Raw genomic sequence first — 16,750 nt, 5'->3', positions numbered from 1 at the left:
TAAATCCCGTCCAGCTCCGCTGATGGCTGCTGGTTTTTGGTGAGTTTGTTGAAGTTGAGTCTAAAAATGCATGGCTGTTTTTTGCCCATACCTGCACCAGCATAAAATGTTTTTTCTGTATGAAATAAAGACCATAAGTTTATTGTAAAAACACCTTTTACGGGTACAGATGGGCAGACCATCCGGGAGGAAAAAATGAAATATCCCTATGGAATTTCTGATTTTGAAGAAATCATATGCAATAATTATTTTTACTGTGACAGAACGGATAAAATCCTTGAGCTGGAAAAGGCCAAATCCCAGCTTTTCATCAGACCAAGGCGTTTTGGCAAAAGTCTTCTTCTGTCCATGCTTGAAAACTATTATGATATTGCCAGAAAAGATGATTTTCAAAAATTATTTGGCCATTTAAAAATTGGTCAAAGCCTGACCCCATTGAGAAACTCCTATTTCATTTTAAGATGGGATTTTTCCTGTGTGGATGCAGCCGGAGGCTATGAAGGGGTTAAAAAATCTTTATACAACCATATCAATGCCAGAATAGAGCGTTTTATATCCTATTATAATTTTAAGGGTTTCTCTCTGCCTGAAATTAAAATCAATCCCGATGATGCCATCTATACGATGGAGCGTCTTATTTCAGCGGTAGAGGTTTCTGAATACCCTCTCTATCTCCTGATTGATGAGTACGACAATTTCGCCAATACCATTCTCATGTCTTCTGCCGACAAAAAAGAAGATTATGAAAAGCTTGTTAAGGAAGAGGGCGTTTTAAGAACGGTTTTCAAGGCAGTAAAGGCCCTGACCTCCGGCACTATGATTGACAGGGTTTTCATTACAGGTGTTTCTCCCGTTGTTTTAAGTGATATTACAAGTGGTTATAATATTGCTGAGGCTGTTTATTCTGAAGCAGCTCTTAATRATCTCTGTGGTTTCAGTGAAATGGAGATAAGGGCCGAGATTGAGAACATTGTTAAAACCMAAAAATCAAAGGATTTAATTTCTGAAARTGAAGCAGCCATAGAAGATGCTGCCAATACCATGAGAAGTTTTTACAATGGCTATATGTTTTCCACTGAGGCAGATGAATTTATTTATAATCCAACCATGTGCCTTTATTTTTTCAAGCAGTTTGCTAACAAGGGCAAATACCCTAAAAGAATGCTGGACTCCAATCTTTCCACGGATCAGGCCAAGCTCAGCTACATTGCCAGCCTCAATGGGGGCCAGGCACTGATAATCAATCTCATGGAAAAGGAAGACAGTGCTGTCATTGAAAGTATAGAGCTATCCTTTGGGATAGAGGATATTCTTTTTGACAGCTCACAGGACAGGCAGTTTTTAACATCATTCCTTTATTATTTCGGGATTTTAACAATTGCCGAAGAAACGCCGGATCTGAAAACAAGGCTGAAAATCCCCAACATGGCAGTCAAGGGCCTGTATGCGGATAAACTATGTAATCTGCTGCTGCCCGATACAGAGGTAAGGGATGCGGGAAGGCTTGCAGCAGAAAAGGTTGGAGAAGCACCGCCTTTGCCGGAATAGGGTGTTGTAGGGGCAGGCCCCTGTGTCTGCCCCTACAACACCCTATTCCGCCACCCGGTAGGCAAGGGCCTTGCCCTGCACAGGTTACAAACCGGATTTGTTCCATACGCTGAAGCCTGTTGGCCTGAGTGCCGGGGTAAGGGAAGAAAACTGTAAAAAACACCTTGTCCATTGACTCTTGCTAAAGATTTTAAAAGTCGGCAAAAGTCAAAAAACCCATAAAGAACGCTGATACAGATTCATCATTTTAAAAAAGGCAGATATACCCATGAGCAGCACAATGCGCCAATGCCTGATGCTTCGCATGATTCCCTGGCATCCGAAAAAAATAGACACCGCCACCATTGAATACCGCCTGAAAGAAAATGACATCCATATTCACAGGCGAACCATACAGCGGGATCTGGAACATCTTTCCACCATTTTTCCTCTGGTATGCGATGACAGGGAAAAACCCTACGGCTGGTCATGGTCTGCGGAAGCTGAACTTTTTGACATCCCGCAGATGGACCCGCTGACGGCCTTTTCCTTCCGCATGATGGAAGAATTTCTTCTGTCTGCCATGCCGCCCGCATCCCTTAAAGCCTTAAAACCCCATTTCCGCCATGCATCCAAGGTTCTGGAAAGTATCCATGCAGATCAACTGAAATCCTGGCCGGACAAGGTGAAAATCCTGAGCCGATCCCAGCCCCTGACACCGCCTGCCATCAAAAGCTCCGTTCTGGATACTGTGTACGAATGCCTCATGGAAGGAAGAAAATTTTCTGCCTCTTACAGGCGCAGGGGCCAGAGTAATGCTGTGAGCTACACCATCAATCCCTTGGGCATTGTACTGCTGGACCGCATCATTTATCTGGTCTGCACCATGCGGGATTATAATCAGATGAAGGACATCCGCCAGCTCGCCCTGCACCGCTTTGTCTCAACGGAAAAAATGGAAGAAGCAGGCCTTGTTCCTGATGATTTTGAACTGCAGACCTACATTGACAGCGGAGCATTCAGCTATCTCAAGGGCGAAGAACCCATAGAGCTTGAAATTCTGCTGGATAACCCCGTGGCAGCTCACCTTTATGAAAGCCCCCTCTCATCGGATCAGATCATCACAGAATATGATGAACACCGGGTATGCATAAAAGCCACTGTGCTGGATACGGCACAGCTTCGCTGGTGGCTTTTGGGTTTTGGTGAGTTTGTGGAGGTAAGAAAGCCTGATAATCTGAGGGAGGAGTTTCGGCAAAAAAGTGCTAGAATGCATGCCATGTATCGGCTCATATAATCTGAAAAAGGAAAAAAGATGACCAGAGAAAAAGAACTGATCCTGTCCTTTCAACTGAACTTTGTCATGCCCCAACCCCTCAGCAAAGTTCAGAGCTTAGCAAAAGCCAGCGCATTGGAAACCCTGAAAGAAAAAGGTATAAAACCTGAGGATGCTGAAATTGTATTGATACCGTCAGGCTTTGAAAAACTTTCTACAATCATGGCCAAACTCCTGCCCCCATTTTTTCCCGTTGGCAGATGTACGGTGAATGTTTATTCCAAATCCTGATTTTGCTAAGGCCGCTAACGGGTCAGTTCTTGCACTGTTGTCAACTTATCTAGCCAATCACCCTAAAATACTAAAAATTACTGTCCGGCACGCACAAGGCGCACTTGGAGAGTGCAATTCTTGCTAACATTGTAGACATCGCCATAACCGAAATGAAAGTACCACGCACTGAGGCTACGGTTAGCATAAAGCGAGGAAGACCAAAAACCACCATTGGCGAAGTTAGGAAAAGCATCTGGATGTATTTGAGGTTTATATTTTTTATCAATCAAGGTCTTCAATTCCTCAATAATTGGAACCCGCCAATCTTTTTTTCTGGCAAAAGAACATGTTTTAGCTTCCTCCATGGCATCGTTCCAGGTAAACTCCTTTGCAACCCCATTACAGGTATTACCTTCCCATGTCTGTCCCAAGGCACAGCGCATCCACTGTAAACCTGTCTTTGTATCCAACACCGTACCATCTTTTAAATCCTTAAACCTGCCTTCTTTATCAATAAAAACAAATTTTTCAGCCTTTGCCAATTCTGTATCGTGATTTATTTCAATGACTGATACCTTAATATTTTTCATACTTACAGCAAGACTATCCGTCTCAAAAAGACAACCCAGTATTGCCTTGTCTGCACATACAACACCACTTGCCACCTCAATTTTTTCTTCAGTAACATTAAAACGCAATCCAATAATAAATTCTTTATCAGGTACATAAAGGCTGCGGGCTGCATCCCTTTCCAGGGTAAGAACTGGTACCCTTCCATCCATAAAAGGCTTTGCCCATTCAGCAGTTTCCACCCATTTCATATGAAAACGACCTGTTTTGATGTCATATTTTTCTTTTATCAAAACGGCCTTGCCAACCTTCCAAATCACATTTTTCAAACGACTAATCCGCTCTTCTTCGTACTCAAAGGGATCTCGCTCAAAATCAGGTTCATCATCCCGGTTCATCCACATTTCTGCCCATTTTTTACGGGCTTCTTCAAGTTTAGCCAGAACAGATTCGGGAAGATCCTCTTGATTACTTCCAGGAATCAAGGCAAATTCCCAGTCGCAGATTTTACAATGCTCAGATTCCTCATTTTGTTGCAGTCCACAGACAGGACAATTTTTTTCTTCCATAGACAAACTCCTTTACATATTCATCAGATAAAAAGGGAACTTAAACCCATAGCTTCCACCTTCAACTCCCCAATCTCGCCCGTGTCAGAGTTAAAATCTACACCAGCTAATCAGCCGCACGCATTTTGGGTAGGCTGCTTTAGTCTTGCTATGCTATCTTTCAAAAACCGCCCAAAGAGATAGAATCACATAGTCATCAGCATCAGAACGGCTTTTTCTTATTAATTCATCAACCTTTTCAGGAGATGTACCTATAAAATTTGTCTTTGCTAAAAATTGATATTCCTCTCTTTTGACACTCCTGCCTGCAATTTTAAAACAATCAATTGTTGCTTGGTATGATTGCCATATATTATCCAGAACATTATTACTCAATGTTCAAGTTTTTCGATTTTCCAATGGTTACATCAGGTAGTGCCAGCATCTAACCTATTGATTTTACAGTAGCGACACACTTGGCCTTCGTTGTTTTGCATGTAATCAAATCAGGGGCTTATAAAAAACTGGAACATCGAGTATTAGAACTCATAATCAGAAACCTCCGATAAGAGTTCAAAAAATAGTTCCTTGTCTAATAAATGAGCCTTTCCACGCCGTTTATCTTCAATCCAATACCATCCAGCTTGCTTTATTCCTTTATAAAATTGTTTTGTAGCAGTATCTTGATAATCTCCTGCTTTTACTGAAGGTGATTGCAGTAATCCATCTTTTTCTAAATTGACTATAATTACCTTATCAAGCTTACCTATTAAATCCACTCTCCCATTAGCAGCTATAACCCAAGCGCCAACAGGTATAATACTTGCGATTGTCTCATTTTTATCATCCTGAATTATAAACTTATTGGCTTTATATGTTCCAGAAGCTTCCTCAGCTATTTCAATTTCTTCTTGAAGTATGGATAATCCATAAGGGCTTAACCAGAAACGAATGTTATTATACAACGTATCTATACTTTTTAGAAATCTATCAAGGATAATGGTTCTGTCTTCATTCATCAATATTCCCTCATTTTATATTATTATGGTGGAGAGATTGAAAGAAAAGATTCTTCTCCATTCCTCTTAAGGATACACCTATGCCCGGCTCTCATTAAGCCAGGGGCTGATCTTGCCGTTTCCTGAAAGGAAAACGGATTTTTTAGCCCGTGTGACGGCCATAAAAAGAAGTGCCCTGTCCCTCATTTCCGCTTTTTTCCGAATCTCAGGATCTTCGGATTTCATGGCATGGCTCATCAGGGGCATGGCATCTTCGTTCATACCGCAGATCAGCATATGATCAAACTCAAGGCCTTTAACTCTGTGCATGGTGCCGATGCGCACACCCGGCTCATTCCTGTCATCGGGGCGGGAGGGGAGCAAGGGATAAAGTACCAGCCCCCGCTTTTCAAGTTCACTTGAATACAGTTGCAATAACCTGTGCGTCCGAAGCACCACACAGCAGGCATTGAGGGCACCATCATTTGTATTTATCATCTTCAGATGTGCTTCTATGGCATCGCACTCATCATCAAGATTTTCTGCGGCCAGTAAGTGCGGCTCTGTTCCGTGAATCAGGGAAATATAGCCATCTTCCAAATCCTCGCCTTCGTCCAGATCGTCCACAAAGACATCCTTCATTAAGGACATGGCCCATCGTCTTGTTTCTTCCGTGGTCCTGTAGTTGATGCGAAGTTTGGTGCTGCGCCCCACAATGCGGATACCGCACTGACTCAGTGCCCCATGAACACTGTAGATTCTCTGATGGGCATCGCCCACTATAAAAAGATCGTCAGGGCCTTCCGCAACCATGGCCCGTAAAAGCCTGAAGGCCTGCATGCCCATGTCCTGGGCCTCATCCACAATAATGTGCCTGAATACGAAATTGTTATCCTTTTCCAGATAAAATCTTGCATCCCGCATCATATCTGCGGGTTCCCTTATTTTTTCCTGATCCATCAGCGCCATGTAGCGTTCAAACACAGGCCAGAGCCCTTCCCTCTCCTGCCTGCCCAAGGCAATTCCCCGGCCCCGGCGTTCTGTCCGGACATAGGAAACAAGGTCAGAAATTTCAAAGGGCTGAATCACCTCTTCCCACTCTTCCCTTAAAAAACCCATGGAAAAATTCAATTCAGGGGGAAGAATTTCCAGAGCCTGCTGCCAGAGTTCTTTGGATTTTTCGCCATAATCAACGGTAAAACCATGACCCTGTTCCAAAAGAAAATCCACCACCCATTTGTCCAGATTAACAACCTCAATCCGGGCAAAATCTTCGGCTTCCATGATTTTTTCAAGGTTTGCCTGAATGTCTGCCGCAAGGTTTCTTGTAAAGGTGGTGAAAAGAATCCTGTCTTTGCTTTCTCTTTTCATGTTTTCCGCAAGCCATTTGGCCCTGTGCATGGCCACAACGGTTTTGCCTGTTCCGGCTCCTCCCAAAACCCGCACGGCTCCGCTCCAGCTTTTTTCCACAAGCCTGCGCTGGCTTGGATGAAGAAAGGTGCGCCAGTTTTCAAGGGGGGCATGGAGCATATCGAGGAGGGCTTTTTCCGTAGCAGCAATATAGAATTTGTGGCGTGAAACAGGATGATCCAAAGCGCTGGTAAAATCTTCCGTATCTACAACTTCTTTTTCCTGAATACCCTGCTCAGAAATTATGGAAAGAACATCCTCATAGCTTTCACCCTGACTCAGCCAGACAAGGGCTTCATACACATGCTCCGGGCAGCTTTCCTTAAAATCCTTCAGATCCTGCTGCGTCTCAAGGTTTCGCACTTCACCGAGTAGTTTTTCAGGAAGCCCCAGCCGCAAAAGGTCTTTGTCCCTAAGGCCTGAAAACATGGCAGAATCTTTTTTTTCTTCCGGTGTCTGGGGCGCTTCTTTTTCCGTTACCCTGTAAATCTGTACGGCCCCTAATTGCGGATTGATATCGCAGATGCGGTTTTTTGCCCATTCATAGGCCCTGTCGTGGTGATCCACCCATAAAAGCATATACACATTGCCTGATTTGGGCTGCAGCACAATCCCCCGGTAGGTCTGGTCGATGCGCACGGATCGGATGCGGGGATCTCTGCACTGATGAAGCTTTTCATAATTGATGCCACTTGCCGTAGGGTCCTGCTGGAATTTGGTTAAAAAATGCTGCACCTTGGTCTGCTGCTTCTGCGGGATACGGGCAAATGCGGAAAAAAAATCATCGGAGATGGCAACCTGAATGTCATTTATGGCCATAACAGTCCTTTCTGAAACAAAAAACTTCCAAAATCAGGTGGATGATAATGCAAAAAACCGGCCTGTTTATGCAAATGGCTTTTCTTAAAATCATATAGCATAAATGGATAAAAAAATGCAGTTACCAGACCGCAGCTATCCTCAAGCTCCTGCCTTTTTTCTCTGCCCATGATTAATTTGACCTCAGATGCTACAGCACTGTGCTACAATGGTTTCCTGGAAAAAACTGTTTGCAATGCTTGAAGAGGAAAAGCAATAAAAGGTATAAAGTTTTTCTAAAGACACCCTTTGCGGGTGCCTGATGGCAGACCATTCGGGAGGAAAAAATGAAATATCCCTATGGAATTTCTGATTTTGAAGAAATCATATGCAATAATTATTTTTACTGTGACAGAACGGATAAAATCCTTGAGCTGGAAAAGGCCAAATCCCAGCTTTTTATCAGACCAAGACGCTTTGGCAAAAGCCTTCTTCTCTCCATGCTGGAAAACTATTATGATCTTGCCAAAAAAGATACATTTGAAAAGCTGTTTGGTCACCTTGCCATAGGCAAGAATCCAACGGGGCTGAAAAACTCATACTTCATTTTAAGATGGGATTTTTCCTGTGTGGATGCTACTGGGAGTTATGCCGAAATAAAACAGTCCCTATACAATCACATCAATGGAACGATAGAAAATTTTATCAAATATTACAGGCAAAAGGGATTTACCTTTGAAGATGTCAATATAGATTATAAAGATGCTCTATATTCAATCAGTTCACTTTTAGGGTCAATCAGGGTCTATGAAAATGCAATGTATCTTCTGATCGACGAATACGACAACTTCGCCAACACCATTCTCATGTCTTCTGCCGACAAAAAAGAAGATTATGAAAGGCTTGTTAAGGAAGAAGGTATTTTAAGAACGGTTTTCAAGGCAGTAAAGGCCCTGACCTCCGGCACCATGATTGACAGGGTTTTCATTACAGGCGTTTCTCCCGTTGTTCTGAGTGATATTACAAGTGGTTATAATATTGCTGAGGCTGTTTATTCTGAAGCAGCTCTTAATGATCTCTGTGGTTTCAGTGAAATGGAGATAAGGGCCGAGATTGAGAACATTGTTAAAACCAAAAAATCAAAGGATTTAATTTCTGAAAATGAAGCAGCCATAGAAGATGCTGCCAATACCATGAGAAGTTTTTACAATGGCTATATGTTTTCCACTGAGGCAGATGAATTTATTTATAATCCAACCATGTGCCTTTATTTTTTCAAGCAGTTTGCTAACAAGGGCAAATACCCTAAAAGAATGCTGGACTCCAATCTTTCCACGGATCAGGCCAAGCTCAGCTACATTGCCAGCCTCAATGGGGGCCAGGCACTGATAATCAATCTGATGGAAAAGGAAGACAGTGCTGTCATTGAAAGTATAGAGCTATCCTTTGGGATAGAGGATATTCTTTTTGACAGCTCACAGGACAGGCAGTTTTTAACATCATTCCTTTATTATTTCGGAATTTTAACAATTGCTGAAGAAACCCATGAGCTGAAAACAAGGCTGAAAATCCCCAACATGGCAGTCAAGGGCCTGTATGCGAATAAGCTTTGTAATCTGCTGCTGCCAGATACAGAGGTAAGGGATGCTGGCAGGCTTGCGGCAGAAAAGGTTTTCCAGAAGGGGGATATGCAGCCCCTTTGTGACTTTGTGGAGAAAAAATATTTCAAGGTTTTCAGCAACCGGGATTACATCCTTGCCAATGAGCTGACCCTGAAAACCGCCTTTCTCACCCTTTTATACAATGACATCATTTTCCTGATGGATTCGGAATCAGAAATTTCCAGAAGATACTCGGACCTCACCATGATCATCCGTCCGGATAAGAGATACGGCAGGGTGTATGATGTTTTGATTGAATTCAAGTTTGTCAGCCTTAAAGAGGCGGGCCTGTCCGGCAAAGAAGCCCTGGCCTTAAGCGTGGATGAATTAAAAGTCCTTCCTCCTGTCCGGGAAAAGATAAAAGAAGGAATTGAACAGCTTGAGGATTATGGAGCAAGGCTTTGTAAAAAATATAAAAATTTAAGACTTCAGAAATTTGTGGTGACAGCCCTTGGGTTTGACAGAGTGTGTTTTGAAAAGGTTGGAGAAGCACCGCCTTTGCCGGAATAGGGTGTTGTAGGGGCAGGCCCTTTGTGCCTGCCCTGTTTTCGGGCAACCACGGGGGGTTGACCCTACACAAAAACCCATTTCTTGACAGCCCCGCAAACCCTCCTTGTCATCTCCCTCCCCTCTTTTTTTATCTCCCATGTTTTTAAGCGACCTGAACTGTCGCACACCTGTGCTACAAAGAGTTTCAGGGCAAAAAGTCAGAGCGGCCTTTGCCTTTTTCCACCTTTCAGGCCTATAATCCAAGCTTGCCAATATAAAAACCCACAGCCCGGCTGTAACCATAAATACCAGAGGGGAAAAAATCATGAACACACTGACTCCGGAACAAAGCCACAGCCTTATTTGCAGGGCSGTTTCCCAAAAGGGAGAWGAAAGCCCCATGGCAGCCACCCTGAGCAAGATGGAAAAAACCATCAATGAAGAAATGCACAAGGTRWSCCGCTACCACAGCCCTCCGGATCTTGTGCATTATTTCTTTGAGTTCAAAAAGGAGTTTGAGCGGTTCCGGGAGTTTTCAGAATTTCCTGAACTGGCCCGCAAGGTGATTGTGGGCTTTGGCGGAGCCTTTTCAGCAGGCAAGTCTTCCCTGCTCAACGCCATCCTTGGCCGTAAAATTCTTCCTGCSGAGGTGGACCCCACCACCACAGTGCCYGCCTTTATAATAAAGGGCAGTGAGGAAGCCATCAGCGCCTTCAATCTTTTCGGMAGAAAGATCAGCCTCAGTGCCCATGAATTTGTGGCCCTGACCCATGACTACGAAAAGGAGTACGGCACACCCATGGGCCATATCCTGAAGTCGGCCCACCTTGCCCTGCCGGAGTTTTCCTGGGAAAACCTCGCTCTTCTGGATACGCCSGGATATTCCAATGCCGATGATGAATCGGATACGGAATCAGCCGATGCCCGAACAGCCCGCACCCAGCTCAACACGGCYCAGTTYATTGTCTGGGTAATCCGGGCAGAGGCCGGAACCATTCCTGAAAAGGATCTGAAATTCCTTGCCAGCCTGCGCCCTGAAATTCCCAAACTGTTTATTCTCTCCCAGGCCGAYAAGCGGGACGAGCAGGACATMCGGGATATCATGGCCCTTATCCGCAACACCCTTGAAAAACGGGGGATCGGCTTCATTGATGTGCTGCCCTTTTCCGCAAGGAAAAAAAAGCTTTACCCCGCAGAAGCCATTACCGCCGTTCTGGATCAGTGGAACACAAARCCAAGGGAAGTKCTTTTTGCGAGAAACTTCAAGGTGCTTTTCATCCATTTTATCCGTTATCTGGATGAAAAAAAGCTGAGTGCGGAAAGAAGCCTCAACCGCCTGAACCGGGTGCTGGGCCTTGCCGATGATGAGGATATCCGGCAGGACATTGAGGAGCTTCAGAAAAAAACAAAACTGGAGATCAATCAACTGGACGGGGAAAGGGTGATACTCATGGGGCTTTCCAACACCTTTTTCCGGGAGTTGAAAAAGGAGGGGGATAAGGTTGGCATAGAAATGCCTGAGCCTTCGGAGATGGATCTTCTGGCACCGGATGGAGCCAATATTCTTGAGCTGCTGCGCTCTTATATGGAAAAGGAAAAAATCAGATCAAAGGGTTTGGAAAAACACCTCTTGCCCTTGATGCAAGCAGCAGAATGCAGGAATTATGACATCATCACAAGACAGGTAGGCGAAAAACTCAAAGACCTTCTCCTGAAAGCCTGTGCATAGAAAAACAAAGGGCTTCCGGGTTTCATTAAATTTGAAAAAACAAAACCCTCACCCAAAGGGAGAGGGAGCCAAAAGGAGAAAACTAATGACTACATCTACAAACCCCCAGCTATCCACCCTTCTGCAGCAGATTCACAACCTGAAAACAGAATTTCTGCCCCTGCCGGAGCACGCTGCCAAAGATTGCGACACCCACACCAAAGAACGTTACCTCACCCTTCTGGCCTCCCTTGCCATGGCGGATAAGGCCATTACGGAGGCTGAATCCCGCCTCATTTCCCTGCTTCGGGCATCCATGGGGCTGGAAGTAAGAAACTCTGCCCTTTATGAACAGGCAGGAAATCTTGATGAAGAAGGTTTGAGGGATTTTTTCAGGGCCATCAAAGAAGCAGACATTGCCAAAAGCTTTATCCTCGATGCCCTGATTCTTTGCAGGCTGGATGGCCCTTTGAACCCGGAAGCAGCAGAAGTTCTGGGGCATCTGGCTGAGCTGATGGGTATTGGGGAAGAAGATTTGAAAATTTTGGTGGGGCTGTCCTGCCATGTGTTGGGAATTCAAAATGAAACACTGAATCCTGTTAAATGGAATCCTGATTTTTACAGGCATTGGTATTTTTTATTGTTGAAGGGCAAGGGAAAGCTGACTTTGCAGGATATTGAGGCAGGTCAACGCTTGTCCTTTCCATTAAAAGACAGTGATATTATGGCTGCTGCAACGGTACTGGATGAAAAAACAGGCCTTGAGTGGATGCGCTGCTCTCTGGGCCAGACCTGGGACGGCAGCACCTGTGTTGGGGAAGCTAAGGCATATAATTTGGATAATGCCATGGCAGCCGCAGAAAAACTAAATAAAGAGGGTGGTTATTGTGGATACAGGGACTGGCGTTTGCCCACCATAGAAGAGCTGAATACCCTTGTCTATTGCAGTTCAGGTAAAAGAGCAGACTGGGAGCCTGGTAACGCGGGAGGAGAATGCGAAGGCGACTTTCAGAAACCAACCATAAACCTTGCAGCCTTTCCCAATACCCCGAAAAGCGGGTTCTCGTCTTCCTCGCCCCGTGCCGGCAACGGCGCCTATGCGTGGAGCCTCGCCTTCTCCAATGGTAGTGTCTACGGCGACTACAACAACCTGCTCCGCCTCGTGCGCCTCGTGCGCGGCGGACAGTGATTTTTTCCTTTGGCAACCATAGCCAATAAAAAAACTTTCACTTATTTTTTTTCAATCAGAACTGAATACAGAAATTTATATCAAGGGTACATAGCGCCCCGCCATATTTTTTTAAAAAAGGAACATCCCATGACCCACCCCCACCTTCAGCACCTTGAAACCCTCACCGCAGATCATGCACCAAGAAGACACTGGTACATTCCTTAATGTTATTTCTGACACCGTATTCATCCATCTTTCTTCTTTTTCTTTTCCAGTTTATGATGTTTCAAAGGAATCGCTCATTTCGACTTTTATCATCTGGGGAGGTATTTGATTTGGCGGCAAGGAAAAAGAAAAAAAATGACTATGACAGCCCCTGGAAAGAAATTCTGGAGAAGCGTTTTCCTGAATTTCTTGCCCTGCTCTTTCCTCAAATTTATGAAGAAATTGACTGGAGTCGGAAGCCGGAATTTATAGACAAGGAACTGCAGAAAATAGCCTGGGATTCAAATATCAAAAGGCGTTATGCAGACAAACTGGTAAAGGTCTGGACAAAAAAGAACCATGAAATTCTGGTCATCATACACATTGAGGTGCAGGGAGATCCCGAAGTTGATTTTTCAGAGCGCATGTATGTGTATAATTACCGTATTTTTGACCATCACAGAACAATGGTTGTAAGCCTTGGCGTTCTCACGGATAATCAGAAAAGCTTCAGGCCGGATTCCTATTCCAGAGAATTATGGGGATGCTCCCTTGACTTCCATTTTCCCATAGTAAAACTTATGGAGTGGGAAGACAGGTGGGATGAGCTTGAAAACAGTGAAAATGTGTTTTCCCTTGCGGTTATGGCCCAGATCAAGGCAAAATCAAGCAGCAGCAAGGATGAACTGAAAAGCTGGAAGATTCACCTTGTTCGTCTTATGTATAAACGCAATTATGACAAAACCACAATTCTTGAGTTTTTCAGGGTGATAGACTGGATGATGCGGCTTCCTGAAGTGCTTGATAAGGAATTTCTTCAGGAAATATATCAGATAGAGGAGGATAGAAAGATGCCATACATTACAAGCGCAGAGCGGTTCGGGATGGAAAGGGGTATGAAGCTGGGCATGGAAATGGCTATGGAAAAAAGCGTTGAGAAGCTCCGCAAAGAAAAATTTCAAACCATCATACGTTTAACCAAGCTGGATATAAAGCCGGAAATTATAGCTTCAGGTGTAGGTCTTAGTCCTGAAAAAGTAAAAGCTGTTCTTGCCGCAGGTGACAAAGGACTGGAACTGCTGACAGATAAAGAACTATTGGAAAACTGATTTTTCAGAATGCTGATAAAGGAAATTGGCCATTTCCGGGCTTGAATTTACCTTAAACCCCTTCCCCTTTTCCTGATATTTTGTCCTGCCCTCGCTGCATAAGGCTGCCAGGGCATTTTTTTTATCCCCATGTTTTTAAGCGACCTGAACTGTCGCACACCTGTGATACAAAGAGTTTCAGGGCAAAAAGTCAAAGCTGGCTTTGCCTTTTTCCACCTTTCAGGCCTATAATCCAAGCCTGCCCATATAAAACCCACAGCCCGGCTGTAACCATAAATACCAGAAGGGAAAAAATCATGAACACACTGACTCCGGAACAAAGCCACAGCCTTATTTGCAGGGCCGTTTCCCAAAAGGGAGAAGAAAGCCCCATGGCAGCCACCCTGAGCAAGATGGAAAAAACCATCAATGAAGAAATGCACAAGGTGTCCCGCTACCACAGCCCTCCGGATCTTGTGCATTATTTCTTTGAGTTCAAAAAGGAGTTTGAGCGGTTCCGGGAGTTTTCAGAATTTCCTGAACTGGCCCGCAAGGTGATTGTGGGCTTTGGCGGAGCCTTTTCAGCAGGCAAGTCTTCCCTGCTCAACGCCATCCTTGGCCGTAAAATTCTTCCTGCCGAGGTGGACCCCACCACCACAGTGCCTGCCTTTATAATAAAGGGCAGTGAGGAAGCCATCAGCGCCTTCAATCTTTTCGGAAGAAAGATCAGCCTCAGTGCCCATGAATTTGTGGCCCTGACCCATGACTACGAAAAGGAGTACGGCACACCCATGGGCCATATCCTGAAGTCGGCCCACCTTGCCCTGCCGGAGTTTTCCTGGGAAAACCTCGCTCTTCTGGATACGCCGGGATATTCCAATGCCGATGATGAATCGGATACGGAATCAGCCGATGCCCGAACAGCCCGCACCCAGCTCAACACGGCTCAGTTCATTGTCTGGGTAATCCGGGCAGAGGCCGGAACCATTCCTGAAAAGGATCTGAAATTCCTTGCCAGCCTGCGCCCTGAAATTCCCAAACTGTTTATTCTCTCCCAGGCCGATAAGCGGGACGAGCAGGACATACGGGATATCATGGCCCTTATCCGCAACACCCTTGAAAAACGGGGGATCGGCTTCATTGATGTGCTGCCCTTTTCCGCAAGGAAAAAAAAGCTTTACCCCGCAGAAGCCATTACCGCCGTTCTGGATCAGTGGAACACAAAACCAAGGGAAGTTCTTTTTGCGAGAAACTTCAAGGTGCTTTTCATCCACTTTATCCGTTATCTGGATGAAAAAAAGCTGAGTGCGGAAAGAAGCCTCAACCGCCTGAACCGGGTGCTGGGCCTTGCCGATGATGAGGATATCCGGCAGGACATTGAGGAGCTTCAGCAAAAAACCAAGCTGGAGATCGATCAACTGGACGGGGAAAGGGAGATACTCATGGGGCTTTCCAACACCTTTTTCCGGGAGCTGAAAAAGGTGGGGGATGAGGTTGGCATAGAAATGCCTGAGCCTTCTGAGATGGACCTTCTGGCACCGGACGGAGCGAACATTCTTGAGCTGCTGCGCTCTTATATGGAAAAGAAAAAAATCAGATCAAAGGGTCTGGAAAAACACCTCTTGCCCTTGATGCAAGCAGCAGATTGCAGGAATTATGACATCATTATAAGACAGGAAGGTAATCGTCTAAATGAAATTCTTATGGATACCATGCCAGCGGATGCCATCTGCCACAACTACACCATTATCACAAGGCAGGAAGGCGAAAAACTCAAAGACCTTCTCCTGAAAGCCTGTGCATAGAAAAACAAAGGATTTCCGGGTTTCATTAAATTTAAAAAACCAAAACCTCACCCAAAGGGAGAGGGAGCCAAAAGGAGAAAAATAATGACTACATCGGCAAATCCCCAACTTTCCACCCTTCTGCAGCAGATTCACAACCTGAAAACAGAATTTCTGCCCCTGCCGGAGCACGCTGCCAAAGATTGCGACACCCACACCAAAGAACGCTACCTCACCCTTCTGGCCTCCCTTGCCATGGCGGATAAGGCCATTACGGAGGCTGAATCCCGCCTCATTTCCCTGCTTCGGGCATCCATGGGGCTGGAAGTAAGAAACTCTGCCCTTTATGAACAGGCAGGAAATCTTGATGAAGGAGGCCTGAAGGATTTTTTCAGGGCCATCAAAGAGGCAGACATTGCCAAAAGCTTTATCCTCGATGCCCTGATTCTTTGCAGGCTGGATGGCCCTTTGAACCCGGAAACAGCAGAAGTGCTGGGGCATCTGACGGAGCTGATGGGTTTGGGGGAAGAAGATTTAAAAGCTTTGGTGGGGCTGTCCTGCCATGTATTGGGTATAAATAAAAAAAGCTTTATTCCTTTTTCATGGAAAACGGATTTTTATTGTCACTGGCACCCATTGCTGCTGAAAGACAATGTTATACTGACTATACAGGATATTGAGCAAAACTTACCTTCTCTTAAACCCAGCATAAATATGCAAAGAGCCACAGTTATGGATGAAAAAACAGGCCTTGAATGGATGCGCTGCTCTCTGGGCCAGACCTGGGACGGCAGCACCTGTGTTGGGGAAGCTAAGGCATATACCTGGGAGAATGCCATGGCAGCCGCAGAAAAACTCAATAAAGAAGGTGGTTATTGTGGACACAGGGACTGGCGTTTGCCCACCATAGAAGAGCTGAATACCCTTGTTTATTGTAGTTCCGGTAAAAGAGCAGACTGGAAGCCTGGTAGCCAGGGAGGAAAATGCGAAGACAACTTTCAGAAACCAACCATCAATCTTGTGACCTTTCCCAATACCCCAGAAAGCTGGTTCTGGTCTTCCTCGCCCAATGCCAACTACAGCAGCAGTGCGTGGGGCCTCCATTTCGGCAGTGGTGGTGTCGGCAGCAACTCCAAGCACTACAATGGCCAGGTGCGCCTTGTGCGTGGCGGACAGTGATTTTTTCCTTTTGGCAACCACAGCCAATAAAAGGTCTGTCACTGGTTTTTATTAAACAGAACTGAA

General features: G+C 45.1%; 12 protein-coding genes. 9 read left to right on the top strand and 3 right to left on the bottom strand.

Annotated features, from left to right (window positions below; genetic code table 11):
- Positions 1-195 precede the first annotated feature (195 nt).
- The 3 genes from FIM25_RS10010 (at position 196) to FIM25_RS10000 (ending at position 3,094) form a co-directional block, all read left to right on the top strand.
- The gene (locus FIM25_RS10010; protein ID WP_139448810.1) at positions 196-1,548 is read left to right on the top strand and encodes an AAA family ATPase; all 1,353 of its coding nucleotides are present in this window, start codon (positions 196-198) and stop codon (positions 1,546-1,548) included.
- A 268-nt stretch (positions 1,549-1,816) separates the two neighbouring features.
- Entirely contained in the window at positions 1,817-2,824 is a 1,008-nt protein-coding gene (locus FIM25_RS10005) for a helix-turn-helix transcriptional regulator (protein WP_139448808.1), read from the top strand.
- 18 nt (positions 2,825-2,842) lie between these two features.
- A complete protein-coding gene (locus tag FIM25_RS10000) occupies positions 2,843-3,094 on the top strand; it encodes a hypothetical protein (RefSeq protein WP_139448806.1) in 252 nt (83 codons plus the stop codon).
- Positions 3,095-3,171: 77 nt separating this feature from the next.
- Here the strand turns inward: FIM25_RS10000 and FIM25_RS09995 are convergent, their stop codons facing one another.
- From FIM25_RS09995 to FIM25_RS09980, 3 genes are all read right to left on the bottom strand, one after another.
- On the bottom strand, positions 3,172-4,215 hold the full coding sequence (locus FIM25_RS09995) for an Lcl C-terminal domain-containing protein (RefSeq protein WP_139448804.1): 1,044 nt from the start codon (positions 4,213-4,215) through the stop codon (positions 3,172-3,174).
- Positions 4,216-4,733: 518 nt separating this feature from the next.
- Positions 4,734-5,213, bottom strand: a complete 480-nt coding sequence (locus FIM25_RS09985) for a hypothetical protein (RefSeq protein WP_139448800.1) — start codon at positions 5,211-5,213, stop codon at positions 4,734-4,736.
- 78 nt (positions 5,214-5,291) lie between these two features.
- Positions 5,292-7,421 (bottom strand): UvrD-helicase domain-containing protein, encoded by a 2,130-nt coding sequence (locus tag FIM25_RS09980; RefSeq protein ID WP_139448798.1) that lies wholly within the window; start codon positions 7,419-7,421, stop codon positions 5,292-5,294.
- 326 nt (positions 7,422-7,747) lie between these two features.
- Between FIM25_RS09980 and FIM25_RS09975 the strand changes: the two genes are divergently transcribed.
- The 6 genes from FIM25_RS09975 to FIM25_RS09950 all read left to right on the top strand — a co-directional run bounded on the left by FIM25_RS09975 (position 7,748) and on the right by FIM25_RS09950 (position 16,684).
- Positions 7,748-9,571: an AAA family ATPase gene (locus FIM25_RS09975; RefSeq protein WP_139448796.1), complete on the top strand. Its 1,824-nt coding sequence runs from the start codon at positions 7,748-7,750 to the stop codon at positions 9,569-9,571.
- A 304-nt stretch (positions 9,572-9,875) separates the two neighbouring features.
- Positions 9,876-11,279: a dynamin family protein gene (locus FIM25_RS09970; RefSeq protein ID WP_139448794.1), complete on the top strand. Its 1,404-nt coding sequence runs from the start codon at positions 9,876-9,878 to the stop codon at positions 11,277-11,279.
- An 85-nt stretch (positions 11,280-11,364) separates the two neighbouring features.
- Positions 11,365-12,447, top strand: a complete 1,083-nt coding sequence (locus FIM25_RS09965) for an Lcl domain-containing protein (RefSeq protein WP_139448792.1) — start codon at positions 11,365-11,367, stop codon at positions 12,445-12,447.
- A 317-nt stretch (positions 12,448-12,764) separates the two neighbouring features.
- Positions 12,765-13,742 (top strand): RpnC/YadD family protein, encoded by a 978-nt coding sequence (locus FIM25_RS09960; RefSeq protein ID WP_139448790.1) that lies wholly within the window; start codon positions 12,765-12,767, stop codon positions 13,740-13,742.
- 296 nt (positions 13,743-14,038) lie between these two features.
- Positions 14,039-15,526, top strand: a complete 1,488-nt coding sequence (locus tag FIM25_RS09955) for a dynamin family protein (protein WP_139448788.1) — start codon at positions 14,039-14,041, stop codon at positions 15,524-15,526.
- Between the two features lie 84 nt (positions 15,527-15,610).
- The gene (locus FIM25_RS09950; RefSeq protein WP_139448786.1) at positions 15,611-16,684 is read left to right on the top strand and encodes an Lcl domain-containing protein; all 1,074 of its coding nucleotides are present in this window, start codon (positions 15,611-15,613) and stop codon (positions 16,682-16,684) included.
- Positions 16,685-16,750: the final 66 nt, after the last annotated feature.

It is taken from the genome of Desulfobotulus mexicanus, from assembly GCF_006175995.1.
Taxonomy (GTDB): domain Bacteria; phylum Desulfobacterota; class Desulfobacteria; order Desulfobacterales; family ASO4-4; genus Desulfobotulus; species Desulfobotulus mexicanus.
Note: the sequence above shows the minus strand (reverse complement) of the source record. Positions and strands in the feature narration are given on the sequence as shown.